Source organism: Stenotrophomonas sp. 10L48, assembly GCF_056395105.1.
In genome coordinates this window covers 95,105-113,552 of record NZ_JBFTIX010000011.1, presented here as the reverse complement: position 1 = coordinate 113,552, position 18,448 = coordinate 95,105, and the positions used below count along the sequence as shown (strand labels likewise).

General features: G+C 68.9%; 6 protein-coding genes. 2 read left to right on the top strand and 4 right to left on the bottom strand.

Going from position 1 to position 18,448, the window contains the following annotated elements; translation table 11 throughout:
• Positions 1-152 precede the first annotated feature (152 nt).
• Complete coding sequence (locus tag AC1DCU_RS17475) at positions 153-8,609, bottom strand: ESPR-type extended signal peptide-containing protein (RefSeq protein ID WP_478013628.1); 8,457 nt, start codon at positions 8,607-8,609, stop codon at positions 153-155.
• A 440-nt stretch (positions 8,610-9,049) separates the two neighbouring features.
• Positions 9,050-12,934 (bottom strand): phosphoribosylformylglycinamidine synthase, encoded by a 3,885-nt coding sequence (gene purL, locus AC1DCU_RS17470; RefSeq protein ID WP_442252077.1) that lies wholly within the window; start codon positions 12,932-12,934, stop codon positions 9,050-9,052.
• An 846-nt stretch (positions 12,935-13,780) separates the two neighbouring features.
• On the opposite strand from purL, the gene AC1DCU_RS17465 reads away from it, so the two are divergent.
• Positions 13,781-15,892 (top strand): glycosyl hydrolase family 18 protein, encoded by a 2,112-nt coding sequence (locus tag AC1DCU_RS17465; RefSeq protein WP_478013629.1) that lies wholly within the window; start codon positions 13,781-13,783, stop codon positions 15,890-15,892.
• Between the two features lie 117 nt (positions 15,893-16,009).
• Here the strand turns inward: AC1DCU_RS17465 and AC1DCU_RS17460 are convergent, their stop codons facing one another.
• Both AC1DCU_RS17460 and xerD read right to left on the bottom strand, forming a co-directional pair.
• Positions 16,010-16,801 carry a thioredoxin fold domain-containing protein gene (locus AC1DCU_RS17460; RefSeq protein WP_032977259.1) on the bottom strand — a complete coding sequence of 264 codons (792 nt, stop codon included), beginning with the start codon at positions 16,799-16,801 and terminating at the stop codon, positions 16,010-16,012.
• Positions 16,802-16,901: 100 nt separating this feature from the next.
• A complete protein-coding gene (gene xerD / locus AC1DCU_RS17455; RefSeq protein ID WP_442252316.1) occupies positions 16,902-17,879 on the bottom strand; it encodes a site-specific tyrosine recombinase XerD in 978 nt (325 codons plus the stop codon).
• 56 nt (positions 17,880-17,935) lie between these two features.
• Here xerD and AC1DCU_RS17450 point away from each other — a divergent pair, with 56 nt between their 5' ends.
• Positions 17,936-18,424, top strand: coding sequence for an RDD family protein (locus AC1DCU_RS17450; protein WP_025879355.1), 489 nt, complete (start codon positions 17,936-17,938; stop codon positions 18,422-18,424).
• The last annotated feature ends 24 nt before the right edge of the window (positions 18,425-18,448 follow it).

Sequence of the window (18,448 nt, the reverse complement as noted above, 5' to 3'; positions counted from 1 at the left end):
TTCCTTCTCCGTCCGTTGCACGGACGGAGCTCACTACGGCCATCACTCCCTGCGACTGCCCTGGCTGGCCCACCAGGGTTGCCATGCCACGCCCCTTTGGCGCTCACTGCTCGACGTGCCGATGGGTTGTCCACCGGCACGTTGTTGCGCACTTACCAGCCGAAGCCGGCACCCACGCCGACCGAGCTGTCATCACTGCTGAAGGCACCACCGACGGTGACCGTGGCGCGATCGCTGATCGCACGCTGGTAGCCCAGCGACATGGCCGACTCGCCGCCCTGGAAACCGATGCCGACGCCGACCCGGTTCTGGGTGCGGATGCCGGCGGCACTGGTGGCCATGTTGAGCATCGCTGCGCTCATCGCGCCCTGGCGGTCGATGCGGCGATCCATGTGGCGCAGGCGTCCATCAACTTCGCCCTTGAACACATCGAAGCTGTCGGTGACTGCCTGCACGCGGCTGTCGGTGTAGCTGTTGGCGGTGGTGATGCCACGATCCAGCTGGCCCTTGTTGACCGCATCGGTTGCGGTGGTACCGGCCGCCACGTTGGTGACCTGGCGTTCGTTGCCCTCACTGCCGACCGAGACGGTGTTGGCGCGATCGGCAACCGAGCCCTGGCCCAGCGCCACCGCATTGGCCGCCGTTGCACTCGCGCCCTGGCCGACAGCGGTGGACGATGCACCGCTGGCGACTGCGCCATCGCCCATCGCGACGGCGTTGACGCCACCGCCTGCGACCAGTGCCGGCTGAGCACTGCCTGCGCTGGCAGCGGTCGGCGTGCCCTGCACACGGGCCGTTGCCGATCCGCCATCCGCCAGGCTCGCGTCGGTGGCAGCCGACGCCGTGGCCACGTTGGACGCGTCTGCGTCCAGCGGGGCGGCCATCGAACGCAGGCTGGCCGCGCCGGAACGCGTGCCGCTGGCGGTGCGACGATCGATCTCGCTGACCTTGCGGTCCAGTGCGCCCAGCGCGTCGCCGACGTTGCTGTAGGTGGACCCCTGGATCACATAGTTCGGCGCGACGAACACGCCCTGCATGCCGACGCTGGCACCGCCGCCGAGGAAGCTGGCGGCATCGCTGAGCGACTGGAACAGCTGCCCACCGTTGATCGCCTGGCGGCTGCCGGAGGCGATGCTGCCGGCGCCGACGTTGTCGATGGTGGTGCCCTGGATACCGGCCAGGGTCAGGCGGTCGCGGCTGGCATCGTCGTAGCCGACCGAGCTGGCCGCGCTGGTTTCAACAGTGGCGATGCGCGAGTCGAAATCACCGACCCGGGTTTCCACCGCACCCACGCGCTGGTTGGTGACGTTGAGCTGTGAACCGGTCACGGCGTCGCTGCTGCCGGCGGCGATGCGGCCATCGGCAACGTTGACGATGCGGCGCGTAGCAGGACCATCAGTGCCGTTGCCGCCACCGACCGACACTACGTTTGCATCCACCGCACGCGCGCCGGCACCGAGTGCCACTGAGTTGCTGCCGGTGACGGCGGCATTGGCGCCTACGGCCAGTGATGCGTTGCCGACGGCGCTGGCGTTGCTGCCCAGTGCATTGCTGCGGTTGCCACTGGCAGTGGCACTGGAGCCCACCGCCACTGCGTTGGTACCGCTGGCAGTGGCGGTGCCGCTGCCGTTGGCACGGAAGTGCCTGCTGGTGGCGTCGGCGGTGGAGGCCACCGCATCCAGCTGGCCCTTGTTCACCGCATCGTTGGCCTGGGTACCGGCGGCCACGTTGGTCACCTGGCGGTTGATCGCGCTGTGGCTGACCCCGGCAGCATCGACCCACTCCTGCGCCGCACCCACCGATACCGCATTGGCACGGTCGGCCAGCGAACCTGCACCGAGCGCCACGCTGTTGTCGGCGTCCTTGGTGGTCCAGGTATTGCTGCCCAGCACGGTGGCATTGGTGGCCTGCGCATAGCTGTTGTAGCCGACCACGGTGGCACCGTCCTCGGTGGCCCATGCCTCGCTGCCGATCGCGGTGGTGTGCTGGCCCGTGCCAACGCTGTTGGCGTCCTGTCCGGCCAGCGCGTTGAAGCCGACCGCCACGCCATTGAGCCCGGTGGTGGCATTGTTGCCCAGTGCGGTACCGAACTGGCCGGCGCGCGCCTGCACGCCGAAACCAGCACCGGCGATCTGCGCGACGGTGCCCTGGCCCACGGCTGTGGACACTTCGGCGGCCTGCGCGCCACTGCCCAGCGCGGTGCCGAAGAAGGCGGACGTGGCACCGGCACCGTAGGAGGTGGACTGCCAGCCGTTGGCCGACGCGAAGTTGCCGACGGCGGTGGCTTCGCGACCATCAGCGGTTGCGCCATAACCGACCGCGGTTGCGGCCAGCCCGTTGGCCTGGGCGATGCCGCCGACGGCGACCGCACCGATGCCCTGCGCCTGGGACTGAGCACCGAGGGCCACACTGGCCGGGCCTGCGCTGCTGCTTTCCACGCCGATGGAAATCGCGCCACCGGCCGTGCTGCTGGCGCTGCTGCCGATCGCCACACCGTCTTCACCACTGGCCAGCGCATTGAAGCCGACGGCGGTGGCGTTGGCCGCGACCGCGGTGGCACCACTGCCGAGCGCACTGGCGCCATTGCCGATCGCATTGGCCGCTTCACCGGCCGCCAGCGCATTGTCACCTTCGACGTAGGCACCGGCATCGCTGTCGGCACTGCCGCTGGCCTGGAAGTGCTTGCTGGTCTTGTCGGCGACACTGGCCACGGCATCCAGCTGGCCCTTGTTCACTGCATCGGTGGTCTCGGTGCCGGCGGCAACATGGGTGACCTGGCGTTCACCGCCCGCGCTGCCGACGGCCACCGTGTTGTCACGGTCGGCCTTCGAGCCCGCACCAAGGGCGACACTGTTGACACCGTTGGCGGTCGCGCTGGCACCCAGGGCGGTGCTGTCAGCCGCATCGGCCCATGCATTCCAGCCGATCGCGGTGGCGTAGTCATCGGTCGCCCAGGCACCGGCACCGAAGGCCGCCGCACCGGTACCGCTGGCACGCGACGGGATCAGGCCGAAGAAGGTGCTGCCGCCGATGGCGACACTCTCTGCGCCACTGGCTTCGCTGGACTGACCGACGGCGACGGCGCCGCTGCCTGCTGCCGCCGCTCCGAAGCCGACAGCCGTGGTGTTGGCACCGGTCGCTGCCGAACCGTAGCCCAGCGCGGTGCCGAGGCGGCCGCTGGCTTCGCTGTAGCCACCGATGGCGGTGGTGCCATCGGCCGAAGCGGCACTGCGGAAACCACTGGCCAGCGACTGCGCACCGCTGGCGACGGCCTCCGCACCGTTGGCGGTGCTGTAGACGCCGCTGGCCTGTGCAGCGGTGCCGGTAGCGGTGGCGCTGATGCCACTGGCTACCGCGCCGTTGCCGAGTGCGGCACTGTCTTCACCGGTGGCCTGCGCGTTGCTGCCTACCGCAGCCGCATTGCTGCCCGTGGCCAGCGTGTTGAAGCCCACGGCGGTCGCGTTGGCGGCCACGGCCGTGGCACCACTGCCGAGCGCGGTGGCGCCATTGCCGATCGCATTGGCCGCTTCACCGGCAGCCAGTGCGTTGTCGCCTTCCACATAGGCACCGGCATCGCTGTCGGCGCTGCCGCTGGCCTGGAAGTACTTGCTGGTCTTGTCCGCCGTAGCGGCGACAGCATCGAGCTGGTTCTTGTTGACCGCATCGGTGCCTTCGGTGCCGGCCGCCACATGGGTCACCTGGCGTTCGCTGCCGGCACTGCCGACGGCCACCGTGTTGTCACGGTCGGCCTTGGAGCCTGCGCCCAGGGCGACGCTGTTGGCACCGTTGGCGGTAGCGCTGGCGCCCAGCGCCGTCGACTCGGCGCCATCGGCCCACGAATTCCAGCCGATTGCAGTGGCGTAGTCGTCGGTGGCCCAGGCACCGGCACCGAACGCCGCTGCGCCGTAGCCACTGGCACGTGATGGCACCAGGCCGAAGAAGGTGCTGCCACCAATGGCCACGCTCTCATCGCCGCTGGCTTCGCTGGAATCACCCATCGCCACCGAGCTGGCGCCCGACGCCGCAGCGAACACGCCGGCAGCGGTGCTGTTGGCACCACTGGCCACGGTGCCATAGCCCAGCGCCGAGCCGAGGCGACCGCTGGCTTCGCTGTAGCCGCCGACTGCGGTGGTGCCGTCTGCAGAGGCTGCCGAACGGAAGCCACTGGCCAGCGACTGCGCACCGCTGGCGACCGCCTCGGCACCGTTGGCCGTGCTGTACACCGCCGTCGCCTGCGCGCCTGCACCGGTCGCGGTGGTGCTGGTTTCGCTGGCCACCGCGCCGCTGCCGAGCGCCGCACTGTCTTCGCCCGTCGCCTGTGCGTTGTTGCCCACCGCAGCCGCATTGCCGCCGCTGGCCAAGCTGTTGAAGCCCACCGCCGTGGCGTTTGCCGCTACCGCTGTTGCACCACTGCCGAGTGCGGTGGCGCCGGTGCCGATCGCATTGGCGGCCTCACCGGCAGCCAGCGCGCTGTCACCTTCCACGTAGGCACCGGCATCGCTGTCGGCGCTGCCGCTGGCCTGGAAGTACTTGCTGGTCTTCGCGCCTTCGGCGGCCACCGCGTCCAGCTGGTCCTTGTTCACCGCATCGGTACCCTGGGTACCGGCGGCCACGTTGGTGATCTGGCGGGTGTTGCCGCCGCCACCGACCGACACGGTGTTGTCGCGGTCGGCAATCGAATCGGCACCCAGCGCCACGCTGTTGGCACCGCGCGATTCAGCCGCATTGCCCAGCGCGGTGCTGTTGATGCCCGGCGCATAGGCGCCGCCACCGACCGCGGTGGAATAGTCGCCGGATGCTTCGGTCGCCAGCAGGCCGAACAACGATCCACCGACGGCCACGGCATTGGTGCCGGTAGCCAGGCTGCCCTGGCCGGTGGCGGTGCTGTAGGCACCGGACGCTTCCGAATCGCCACCAAGCGCGACGCTGTTGGAACCGGAGGCGTTGGCAAAGTTGCCGAAGGCAGTGGCGTTGAATGCCGAGGCGTTGGCGTAACCGCCGATGGCGGTGCTGTAGCCACCGGTCGCTTCGGCACCAATGCCGAATGCTGCCGAAGCGGTGCCACTGGCCACGCTTTCACTGCCGACCGCAGTGGCGGCCTCACCGCTGGCGTTGCTGAAGTAGCCTACCGCCACGGCTTCTTCGCCGCTGGCTTCGGACAGCACGCCGCTGGCGGTGCTGCCAGCGCCGCTGGCCACCGCGGCCGCGCCGAAGGCCGCACTCTGTTCGCCGCTGGCTTCGCTCTCGGCACCATGAGCAGTGGCGTATTCGCCGGTCGCCTGCGCGTTGGCACCGATGGCGCTGGCATTGGCCGCGCTGGCCAGGGCATTGAAGCCGATGGCCTGTGCGTTGCCGGCCAGTGCATTGGCGCCACTGCCGAGGGCGGTTGCGCCGTTGCCGATGGCGTTGGCCGATTCACCCGCGGCCAGCGCGTTGTCACCTTCCACGTAGGCACCGGCGTCGCTGTCGGCACTGCCGCTGGCCTGGAAGTACTTGCTGGTGGTCGCGGCACTGGCTGCAACCGCGTCGAGCTGCGACTTGTTCACCGCATCGGTGGCCTGGGTACCGGCCGCCACACTGGTGATCTGCCGCTCGTTGCCGACGCTGCCCACCGACACGCTGCGGTCGCGGCTGGCCACCGAACCGGCACCCAGTGCAACCGCGTTGTTGCCACTGGCCGTGCTGCCCGCGCCCAGGGCGATCGCACTTTCACCGCCGGCCACCGTGTTGGTGCCGATGGCGATGCTGTTGATGCTGTTGCCCAGCGCCTGGAAGCCCAGCGCAACACTGTTGTCGCCGTAGCTGAAGGCGCCGCGGCCGACGGCGGTGGAACTGGTGCCGTTGGCCCAGCTGTTGTAGCCGATGGAGGTGGCACCATTGGCGCTGGCCCATGCCGCCGGACCAAACGCCGAGGCATTGCGACCGGTGGCCCACGCGCCGGCACCGAAGGCAGTGGCGCCTTCCTCGCTGGCAGTGCTGTAGCCACCCACGGCGGTGCTGTCATCGGCCTTGGCGAAGGCGCTGTCGCCGACGGCGACGGCATAGCTGCCGGTGGCGCGCGACTTGCCGCCTGCCGCGAAGCTGTTGTCGCCGGTGGCCTGTGCCGCATTGCCGAAGGCGCTGCTGCTGGCACCGGTCGCCTGCGCGGCATTGCCGACGGCGGTGGAACCGGCCGAGGCGGTGGTGCCGATCTGCACCGGGTTGCCCTGCTCATCCAGCAGCGGCTGGTTGTATTCGTCGTAGGCCTGGCCGAGGCCACCCACGGCTACCGCACCGTCACCGTCGGCGAAGGTATTGCGACCCAGTGCCACGCTGTCGGCGCCGATGGCCGCAGCGCCTGCGCCCTGTGCCAGCGCGCCGGCACCGATGGCGTTGCTGGCCGAACCCGCCGCTACCGCACCCTCGCCCTCTGCATAGGCGCCAGCATCGCTGCCGCTTTCCGGCTGCGCCTGGAAGAAGCGCGCGGTGGTGTCGGCGGTGCTGGCCACGGCGTCCAGCTGGGCCTTGTTCACTGCATCGGTGGCTTCGCTGCCAGCAGCCACGCTGGTGATCTGCCGCTCGTTGCCGGCACTGCCCACGGCCACGCTGTTGGCGCGCACCGCTTCGGAATTGGCGCCCAGTGCAACGCTGTTGGCACCACGCGCAGTGGCGTAGTAGCCGACGGCGGTGCTCTGCGTGCCACTGGCCCAGGTCTGCGCGCCCAGCGCACTGGCGTTCTCGCCCGGTGCATAGGCGAAGTAGCCCACTGCGACCGACTCGGCACCGGAGGCCTCGGTCAGGCTGCCATTGGCCACGGCCTGGTCGCCGCTGGCGATGGCACCGGCGCCGACGGCCGTGGCCGCTTCGCCACTGGCCTGGGTCTGCACGAAGAAGCCCAGGCCCGGGATCAGATCGGCCGGGCCACCGATGGCCACGCTGCTGGTGCCGGTAGCGTTGCTCTGCGTACCGACGGCCGTGGAGTAGTCGCCGATGGCATTGGAGACAGCACCGAACGCCGACGACTGTGCGCCTGCCGCGTAGGCTCCCACACCATACGCCGACGCTGCGAAACCACCGGCATCGGCGCTGGCGCCGACGGCGGTACCACCGACCCCGGCACTGGTGGCGCCGGTCTCTACCGGCACGCCACCACTGGTGATCAGCGGATTGCCATCGGCATCCACCGCAGCACCGCCGACGGCGACGCTGCCCGGGCCGACTGCCTGCGCGTTGTTGCCGAAGGCCGCGCTGTTCTGGCCAGATGCAAGCGCGTTGTTGCCGACCGCAGTGGCGTTCTGCGCGACGGCGGTCGCACCTGCACCGACGGCGGTCGTACCGTTGCCGATCGCATTGGCAGCTTCGCCAGCGGCGAGCGCGTCATCTCCCTCGGCCAACGCACCGGCATCGCTGTTGCTGCTGCCGGTGGCCTGGAATCGCTTGGCGGTGGTATCGGCTACCGCTGCCACGTCGTTCAACTGAGCGACGTTGACCGCATCGGTATCTTCGGTACCGGCGGCAACACTGGTGATCTGCCGGGTCAGGCCGTAGTCGACCGCACCCACCGACACGGTATCGACGCGGTCGGCCAGCGAGCCGGCGCCCAGCGCCACGCTGCCGGTAGCCACGGCCGCCGAATTGGAACCCAGCGCGGTGCTGTATTCGCCCACCGCCGTGCTGAACGCACCGACGGCAATCGACGCTTCGTTGGCGGCGGTCGCACCACGGCCCAGCGAGGTGCTGCCGGGGCCCATCGCCACGGCGCCCGCGCCGACCGCGGTAGCGCCATCGGCGCTGGCTTCGGACAGTGCACCCAACGCGGTGGCTGCACCGTTCTCGCTGGCGGCCACGGCACTTGCACCTACCGCCGTATCGCCAAGGCCGAAGGCGGCCGCACTCTGCCCGACCACTACGCTGGCATCACCCAAGGCGAGCGCGTTCTGGCCGAAAGCACTGGCACCAAGTCCTGCGGCAATCGCCTGGGTGCCGACCGCGGTGGTGGCGTTGGCCAGCGACTGGCTGCCACTACCGACCGCGATGGCGCCCTGGCCTTCGATCTTTGCCGCGTCGCTGTCATCACCAGCGCCATCGGCCTTGAAATAGCGGCTGCCCTCGGCGGCCGCCTGCGCAAGCGCGGCCTGCGTGGCGCGCGCCTGTGCATCCAGCTGTGCCTTGTTCACCGCATCGGTGGCGGCGGTACCGGCGGCGACATTGGTCACCTGCCGTTCCTTGCCGGCATCACCGACAGAAACGGTGTTGGCGCGCGTTGCCTTGGAACCGGCGCCCAGCGCCACGCTGTTGGCGCCGGTGGCGCTGGTACCCGCACCAATCGCCACCGCGTTGCTGCCCTTGGCGCTGGCACTGCCATCGACCACGCACTTGTCCAGCACCTTGCTGTTGAGCACCACGCAGTTCGCGCTGCCCCCAATCTCGACCGACTGCGCCGCAGCGATGCCGGTCATGCCCAGTCCCATTGCCAAGGCCAGCGCTGCAGCCAGTCGTGCCGGCGCGGCATCGGTCGCACCGCGGCGCTGGTCGACGACCCCGCCTGATGAGCTGGAAGAGGCCAGTTCCGAGGCCACCACCAACTGACCCAATGCTTTGTTCCAGACCTTGCGATAAATCCGATTCATCGGTACGGCTCCTGATTGGACTGGTTTTGGGCAAAGCAACGCCACCGCCGAGCCTTCGTGGCCCAACGTCCCCTGGGGGCGTTTATTCGCGTGATTTACTGCGGGTATTGCCGAACGGCGCGCAGGGACAGAAAACCGAGCGCATGCGCCGTGCGGTTACTGCGGGATGAACAGATTTGAAACGGGGGTCAAGTGTTAACGGCATCTTTGCGGATCGTCAAGAGTTTGACGCAGCAAAACCCATTGCCGTGAAGCAGTTCACTGTTTCACTTGTTTATGTACGCATTTTGTTAGGCGCGCGTGAGGAAATCCTCACTTATGAAAACGCATGTAACTGATGGCCAGTTCAGGAGTTTCCGTATGGACAAAGAAAAACCCGCCGGTTTCCCGGCGGGTTCTCCATACGCGATGGCATCGTCAGCTGCGCAATGCGCGTGCGATCAACCGCACCACACCCGTGCGTTGCGGAACATGCGCATCCACGGTGAATCGCCCTGCCACTCGGACGGGGCCCAGCTCAGGTTGAGCGCGCGCGGGGTGCGCTCCGGGTGCGGCATCATGATGGTCACCCGGCCGTCGGTGCTGGTCAGGCCGGTGATGCCGTCGGGCGAGCCGTTCGGGTTCAGCGGGTACTGGCTGGCGACGTTGCCGTTGCCATCGATGTAGCGCAGTGCGACACGGGCTGTGGCCTGGTCGACGGCGTTGTCGAACACCGCCTGGCCTTCGCCATGTGCCACCGCCACCGGCAGGCGCGACCCGGCCATGCCACGCAGCAGGATCGACGGCGACTCCACCACTTCCAGCAGCGCGGTGCGGGCTTCGAACTGCTCGCTGGCGTTGCGGCGGAACTGCGGCCAGTGTTCGGCACCGGGGATGATGTCCTTCAGCTGGCTCATCATCTGGCAGCCGTTGCACACGCCCAGGGCGAAGCTGTCCTCGCGCGCGAAGAACGCGGCGAAGGCATCACGCAGCGCGGTACGCTCGAGGATCGAGGTCGCCCAGCCGCGGCCGGCACCGAGCACATCGCCGTAGCTGAAGCCACCGCAGGCAACCAGGCCGGTGAAGTCCTGCAGCGCCACGCGGCCTTCGATGAGGTCGCTCATGTGCACGTCGAACGCGCGGAAGCCGGCACGTTCGAAGGCGTTGGCCATTTCGATCTGGCCGTTGACGCCCTGTTCGCGCAGGATCGCAACGCGCGGACGCGCCCCGGTCTGCACGAACGGTGCGGCAACATCCTCATTGGGATCGAAGCTCAACTTCGGCTTCAGGCCCGGCGCGGTAAAGGCGCGGGCGATCTCGCGCTCGGCATCGGCGTTGGCCGGATTGTCGCGGCGCTTCTGCATCGCGTGGGTGACCGACCACCAAGCATCGAACAGCGCTTCCCAGCGCCATTCGGCCAGCGAATCACCACCCAGCGACACCCGCACCACCGGCGCAGTGGTCGGCTTGGCGATGCGCTGTGCGCACTCGGTCAGCGCATGGCGCTCGACCAGGTCGGCGAACGCGGCGCGGTCTTCGCGGGCGATCTGCACAACGGCGCCCAGCTCTTCATTGAACAGGCTGCGGAACGGGTCATCGCCCCAGGCATCGAGGGTGATGTCCAGGCCCAGGCGCGAGGTGAAGGCCATTTCGCACAGCGCGGCGAACGCACCACCGTCGCTGCGGTCGTGGTACGCGCGCAGCAGGCCGGCCTGGCGTGCATCGCGGATCAGCTCGAAGAAGCCACGCAGGCGCTGCGGGTCGTCCAGGTCCGGGGCGGCACCGGCGAAGGCCGGCAGGTCGCCGTGGTCGGCATGCACCTGGGCCAGGATCGAACCGCCCAGGCGCTGCTTGCCGGCACCGAGGCCAATCAACCACAGCTCGCTGTCGATATCGCGGTCCAGCAGCGGGGTCAACTGCTGGCGCGCATCGGACACCGGCGCGAACGCGGTGATGACCAGCGACACCGGCGACACGCTCTTGTGCGCCTGCCCCTGGTCGTGCCACTGCGCCTGCATCGACAGCGAGTCCTTGCCCACCGGGATGCTGATGTCCAGCTGCGGGCACAGTTCCATGCCCACCGCCTTCACCGCGTCGTACAGCAGCGCGTCTTCGCCCGGGTGGCCGGCAGCGGCCATCCAGTTCGCCGACAACTTGACTTCATCCAGCGCATCGACCGGGGCCGCGCACAGGTTGGTCAGTGCTTCGCCAACGGCCATGCGGGCCGAGGCCGCCGCGTCCAGCAGCGCCAGCGGCGTGCGTTCGCCCAGTGCCATCGCCTCGCCGGCCACGCCGTCGAAATCGGCCAGGGTGATCGCCACGTCGGCCACCGGCAGCTGCCACGGGCCGACCATCTGCTCGCGCGCGGTCAGGCCGCCCACGCTGCGGTCGCCGATGGTGACCAGGAAGTTCTTGGAAGCCACGGTCGGGTGTGCGAGCACGCGCAGCCCGGCTTCCTGCAGATCCAGGCCACCGGTCTTCAATGCCGGCCAGCGCGGTGCCGGCGGGTGCGCGGTATCGCGGTGCATCTTCGGCGGCTTGCCGAACAGCACGTCCATCGGCAAATCGATGGGCGCATCGGCCGGGATGTTGCCCGGCACGGCACCATAGGCCACCACCAGGTGTTCGGCTGCGGTGGCGACACCGACCGCAGCGAACGGGCAGCGCTCGCGCGCGCACAGCGCGGCGAATTCAGCCAGGCGCTCCTGCGCCACGCCGAGCACGTAGCGCTCCTGCGACTCGTTGCACCACAGCTGCATCGGCGACAGCGACGGATCGTCGGTGGGCACCTTGCCCAGGTCGATGATGCCGCCCACGCCGGAATCGTGCAGCAGTTCGGGAATGGCGTTGGACAGGCCACCGGCACCGACGTCATGGAAGAACTTGATCGGATTGTCAGCGCCCATCGCCACGCAGCGATCGATGACCTCCTGGCAGCGACGCTCCATTTCCGGGTTGTCGCGCTGCACGCTGGCGAAGTCCAGGTCCTCGGCGCTCTCACCGGAAGCGACCGAACTGGCGGCACCGCCGCCGAGGCCGATCAGCATCGCCGGGCCGCCGAGCACGATCACGGCATCGCCGTCCTGCAGCAGGATCTTGTCGACCTGCACGCGATCGATGGCGCCGAGGCCACCGGCCAGCATGATCGGCTTGTCGTAGGCGCGCACGAGGTCGGCGCCTTCCGGCAGTTCGAAACTGCGGAAGTAGCCGAGCAGCGCCGGGCGGCCGAATTCGTTGTTGAACGCGGCGCCGCCGAGCGGGCCGTCGGTCATGATCTCCAGCGCCGGGGCCATGCGCGGGTTCAGCGCACGCGGCGCTTCCCACGGCTGCGGCAGCTCGGGAATGCGCAGGTGCGAGACCGAGAATCCGCTCAGGCCGGCCTTCGGCTTGCCGCCACGACCGGTCGCACCTTCGTCGCGGATTTCACCACCAGCGCCGGTCGACGCGCCCGGGAACGGCGCGATCGCGGTCGGGTGATTGTGCGTTTCCACCTTGATCTGGAACGCGCTGGGCACCTGCGGTTCGCGGCGATACTCGCCGCTGGCCGGGTCCGGGCGATAGCGCGAGGCCGGATGGCCTTCGATCACCGCCGCGTTGTCGCTGTACGCGCTGAGCGTGTGCTGCGGGGTCTGCTGGTGGGTGTTCTTGATCATCCGGAACAGCGAGCGGTCCTGCTCCTGGCCGTCGATGGTCCAGCTGGCGTTGAAGATCTTGTGCCGGCAGTGCTCGGAATTGGCCTGCGCGAACATCATCAGTTCCACGTCCGACGGCGACCGGCCCAGCGCGGTGAAGCGCTCGCGCAGGTAGTCGATCTCGTCCTGCGCCATGGCCAGGCCGAGGCGCTGGTTGGCGGCCTCCAGCTGGTCCACCGGCACGCGCTCCAGCTCGCCACGGGCCGGGGTCGAGAACAGGGAGTGGCCCTGATCGACGCGCTCCAGCACCGACTGCGTCATCGGGTCGTGCAGCACCTTGACCAGCGCCTGCTGGGCGGCAGCCTCGGTCGGCCAGCCCTGCACGTCGATGCGCAGGCCACGCTCGACCCGGCTCACCGGCTGGCCGGCACCGCGGACCAGCTCGCTGGCCTTGCTCGACCACGGCGACAGCGTGCCCAGGCGCGGCACCACGATGCGGCTGACCGCACCGTCAGCAACCGCCTCGGACTGCGGGCGGGCTTCCAGGATGCGGCACAGGGTATCGACGTCGGGGGCGGCAGTGCCCTCGGCCTGCACGAAGTAGACGTGCCAGGCACCGCTGATGCGCAGGGAGGGAGCGATGGACTGCAGGCGGGATTCAAGACGTTCGCGGCGGAACGGCGACAGGGCGGGCGCGCCCTCGAGGACCATCATGTCCGGGGAACCGTAGTTGGGAAACGGGCCCGACATTGTACCGGAAGCGGGGATAGGCTTCGGCCGGGCGGCGCCCGGCACCCGCCGAAGCGGTAGTGCCGGCCGCTGGCCGGCAACCTCAACAGCAACAGCCGAAGCAACAGCAGAAGCTGGCATTCCGTGGGATGGCAGGGTGGGTCCGGTTGCAGGGGACGCCGTGAATCCGTCCATGGAGGCTCGGTCGCCGCATCCATGCGGCTCACGCCCCCGCAACCGGACCCACCCCGCCTTCGACAGATTTCCGCGATCTGCGGTAGATCCACGCCATGCGTGGATGCTCTGCGGTAATGCCGGCCACTGGCCGGCAACCAGGGAACATCAGAAATCAGGCATTGAAGAGCGCAGCGACCGGCTTCTGCTTTTGATTTTCTGTTCTGTCTTCCGTGGCTGACCGCACAGGAACCTGTCCGTGGCCGGGCGGGTGGGGTCAGGCGGGGTGTCCGCGGCATGGATGCCGCGGCCAAGCCCCCATGGACGGGTTCACGGCGTCCCCGCCTGAGCCCACCCGCCCGGCCCACCCCCAGAAATACGCTGTTCGCGGCAAGCCCCAGCCACGAGGGGGCTCCGCCGCTGGCCGCCGACCCCGCGCCAGCGCCGCTCTCCGCCAAATCCCCGAACCATGCACTCGCTCACGGATTGACCACGCAATTGATGACAACGTTGTCCCCACCTGGCGCCGGACTCTCTCCCCGGCCCACCAGGTACCTCCGTCCGCCCCCTCCGTCGCCTTCCCGGGTGACGTCCGGACCCTGCGTTACGTGCGGCGCCGTCTTGGCCCGCGCGCCAACCATCGATCGGAGACACACCATGTACGACCCGCTTGTGCAGAGTGCCGATGTACGCAGTGCCCACCCTTCCCTTCATCGCTGTCGCCCGCGCCGTCTGGCCTGGCTGCTGGCCCTGGCCGGGGCGGTCACCCTGCCCGGCCTGGCCCAGGCCGCCAGTTGTGCCGGCGTGGCCGAATGGGACCAGGCCAAGATCTACCGCAGTGGCGACACCCTGCAGAAAGGAGGGGTCCTCTACCGGGCGAACCAGGACATCTGGAATGCGCCGCCGGACCATCCGGCCGGGGCGCCCTACTACACCAACCTCGGCGCCTGCGACGGCGGCGGGGCCAACCAGCCGCCGGTGGTCAGCCTGACCTCGCCGGCCAACGGCGCCACCTTCAGCGCCGGCAGCACGGTCAACGTGACCGCCAACGCCAGTGATGCGGACGGCAGCGTCAGCAAGGTCGAGTTCTTCCGCGATGGCAGTTCGCTGGGCATCGACACCAGCGCGCCGTACAGCGCCAGCTGGGCCAACGCCAGCGCCGGCAGCCACACCCTGCGCGCGGTCGCCACCGACAACAACAATGCCACCGCCAGCACCGCGACCATCACCATCACCGTCAACGCAGCCAGTGGCGATACCACCGCGCCCAGCGTGCCCGGTGGCCTGGCCGTGGGTACCCGCACCGCCAACAGCATCGCCCTGAGCTGGAGCCCGTCCACCGACAACACCGGCGGCAGCGGCCTGGCTGGCTACGACGTGTACCGCAATGGCAGCCTGGTCGGCTCGCCGTCCAGCGCCAGCTATGTCGATGGCGGCCTGACTGCATCGACCAGCTACAGCTACCGCGTGCGTGCCCGCGACAACGCCGGCAATGCGTCGGCACAGGGCACGGCAGTGACCGCCAGCACCCTGGCCGGCGACGGTGGCACCACCGGCAAGCGGGTCATCGGTTACTTCACCCAGTGGGGCATCTACGGCCGCAACTACCGGGTCAAGAACATCGACAGCAGCGGTTCGGCCGCGCGCCTGACCCACATCAATTACGCCTTCGGCAACGTGCGCAACAACCGCTGCGAAGTGGGCGTCACCCAGCCGTCGGATCCGAACAGCGGAGCCGGCGGCGATGCCTTCGCCGACTACACCAAGGCCTTCGGTGCCGGCGAAAGCGTGAGCGGCAGCGCCGATACCTGGGACCAGCCGCTGCGCGGCAACTGGAACCAGCTCAAGCAGCTCAAGGCCAAGTACCCGGGCATGAAGGTGCTGATCTCGCTGGGTGGCTGGACCTGGTCGCGCGGCTTCTCCAGCGCGGCGCAACCGGCCAACCGCCAGGCCTTCGTCGCTTCGTGCATCGACGCCTACATCAAGGGCAACCTGCCGGTGACCGACGGTGCCGGTGGCCCCGGTGCGGCGTTGGGGGTGTTCGATGGCATCGACATCGACTGGGAATACCCGGTGGCCTGCGGTATCGCCTGCGGCACGCCCGAGGACAACGCCAACTTCACCGCGCTGATGGCCGAATTCCGCCGCCAGCTCGATGCGGTGCGCCCGGGCCTGCTGCTGACGGTGGCAGTCGGCGCCGGCATCGACAAGATCCGCGTCACCGATCCGGCCGCGTACCACCCGTACCTGGACTACATCAACGTGATGACCTACGACTTCCACGGCGCGTGGGATGCGAAGACCAATCACCAGTCGGCGCTGTTCGATTCGCCGAATGATCCGTCCACCGGCGACCAGAAGCTGTACAACAGCAACGACGCCATCGAGGCCTTCATCAGCCGTGGTGTTCCCGCCGCCAAGCTCAACCTGGGCATCGGTTACTACGGGCGCGGCTGGACCGGGGTGACCAACGCCAACAATGGCCTGTACCAGAGCGCCACCGGTGCGGCACCGGGTACCTACGAGGCTGGCATTGAAGACTGGAAGGTGCTGAAGAACCTGGCGTGGCCGAGCTACACCGACAACACCGCCGGTGCCACCTGGATCTACAACGGCAGCACGTTGTGGAGCTTCGATACCCCGGCCAACATCACCCGCAAGATGGGCTACGTGAAGACCCAGGGACTGGGCGGTGCGTTCGTCTGGGAGTTCAGCGGCGACGATGCGCAGGGCACGCTGACCAAGGCGGTCAGTGATGGGTTGAAGTAAAAAAAAAGCCGGGGGCGCACTGCGTCCCCGGCTTTCTGTCTGATGCATCCGCCGGGCATGGCCCGGCGCTACCCGCCCATCCACGGTAGCACCGGGCCATGCCCGGCGGCGTTTCAATCAGCGCTTGGCCGACAGCTTCTCCAGCGCAGCACGCAACTGCGCCGGCGGCAGGTAGCCGCCGAGCTGGGTGCCATCGGGCGCGAAGATCGCCGGCGTGCCATTCACGCCCAACTGCTGGCCCAGGGCGTACTGCATCGCCACCGGGTTGGTGCAGTTCTTCGCTGCCACCGTGCCACCACGCTTGGCATTGGTCAGCGCCTGGCGGCGATCGGCCGCGCACCAGACCGAGATCATGTCGGTGTAATCCTTGCTGCCCAGCCCCATGCGCGGGAAGGCCAGGTATTCGACGGTGATGCCGTTGCGGTTGAGCTCGGCGATGTCCTGGTGCAGCTTGCGGCAGTAGCCGCATTCGATGTCGGTGAACACGCTGATGGTGTACTTCGCGTTCGGCGCGGCGAACACGATGCGGTCGCCATGGTTGGCCTTGGCCAGCAGGTCGCGACGGTAGCCCAGCAGGCCTTCGCTGTTGGCCGGGCTCTTGGCGCGGGTGTCGTAGGGCTGCGACTGGAACAGGTAGCGGCCGTCGTCGGAGACGTACAGCAGCTGGCCGGAGACCACCACTTCACGGAAGCCCGGGAAGGGCGCGGCACCGATGTAGTCCACCTGGAAGCCGGGGTTGAGCTCGGTCAGCGCCTTGCGCACGGCCTGCTCGGCCGGAGCATTGGCCGTGGCGGCAGGGCCGGCCTTGGCTGCCGCTGCAGCGGGGGCCTTTGCGGCGGGCGGGGCGGGCTGGGCGCAGGCACTCAGGCTGAGCGCGCCGAACACGGCGGCGATGGCGAATCGGAGCATGGAGCAGTCCGCAGCAGAAAGAAGACCCCGGATTCTGACACAGCCATCCTGAGCGGTCCGCGATGCCGCGCACAGGCCCGGCAGGGGTTCAGCCGCGGGCTCAGCCGCGTGGATGATGGCGGGCGTGCAGTTTCTGCAGGTGTTCGCGTGCGACCAGCGTGTAGATCTGCGTGGTGGACAGCGAGCTGTGGCCCAGCAGCATCTGCAGCGCGCGCAGGTCGGCGCCACGGTTCAGCAGGTGGGTGGCGAAACTGTGCCGCAGGCCATGCGGACTGATCCGCGCCGGGTCGATACCGGCCACCGCCGCATAGCGCTTGACCAGGTGCCAGAACGCCTGGCGGGTCAAGCCATGCAGCGCCGGTTCGATGAACAGCGGCGTCTGCCCGTCGGCCAGCGCCTGCACCTTGCCCTTCCCCACCAACTGCGGTCGCGACTGCTGCAGGTAGCGTTCCAGCCAGTACTGCGACTCCTCGCCCAGCGGCACCAGGCGTTCCTTGCTGCCCTTGCCGGTCACCCGCAGCACGCCCTGGCGCAGGTTCACCGCCGTGGCGGGCAACAGCACCAGCTCGCTCACCCGCAGCCCGGCGGCGTACATCAGCTCCAGCATGGCGCGGTCGCGCAGGCCGAGCGGACTGTCGATATCCGGTGCCGCCAGCAGCGCGTCGATCTGGCTCTCTGCCAGTGCCTTGGGCAGCAGCCGTGGCAGCTTCGGCGGGTCCAGCAGCGCGCTGGGATCCTCGCTGCGTTCGCCACGCCGCACGGCATCGGCAAAGAACGCGCGCAGCGCCGACAGCAACCGCGCGTTGCTGCGCGGCGACCAGTTGTGGCGGGTGCGCCAGGCCAGGTAATCGAACAGACCGGCGCGTTCAACACCGGCCAGACCACCGTCGCGCCCGTCACACCAGCGCGCCAGGCCTTCAAGGTCGCGGCGATAGCTGTCCAGGGTGGCGCGGGCCAGACCGTGCTCGGCCCAGATCGCATCGAGGAAACGCTGGATGCGCTGGCTGTCCTCGCCGCGCAGCTCCGGGAGTTGCTGGACCAGCTGACGACGTTCGGTGGGAGTGGAAGTGACGGCCATGCACGCAGGATACGAGGCCAACTGCGGGCACGGCCAGCATTGCGTATGCTCGGCACATGTCGAGCCCCGCCACCGATGCGGCCCACGTCGCCGCTGATACGCCCCGCCCGCGCGCGCTGCTGCTGTGGCGCCTGCTGGCGATGATCTATGACGCGCTGCCGGTGCTGGCCTTGTGGATGCTGGCCGGCACGGCCTTCACCCTGGCCTATACGTTCAGCGGCCATGCGCAGCGCGACAACATCGCGCCTTTCAGTGCCTGGCAATGGCTGTTGTGGGCGGTGTGCTGGGCCATGACCGGGTGGTATGCCACCGCCAGCTGGCGGCGCGGTGGGCAGACGCTGGGCATGCGCCCGTGGCGCTTGAAGCTGGAATCACGCGATGGCACGCCGTTGCGACGCGGCCAGCTGTGGCTGCGCTTCGCGGTGGCCACGCTGTCGTTGCTGCTGGGCGGATTGGGCTTCTGGTGGGCCTTGGTGGATCGCCAGCGGCTGACCTGGCACGACCGCGCGAGTGCCACGCAGCTGCTGCGGATGCCGAAGCGCTGACCTGTCCTGGCAGCGCCGGGCCAT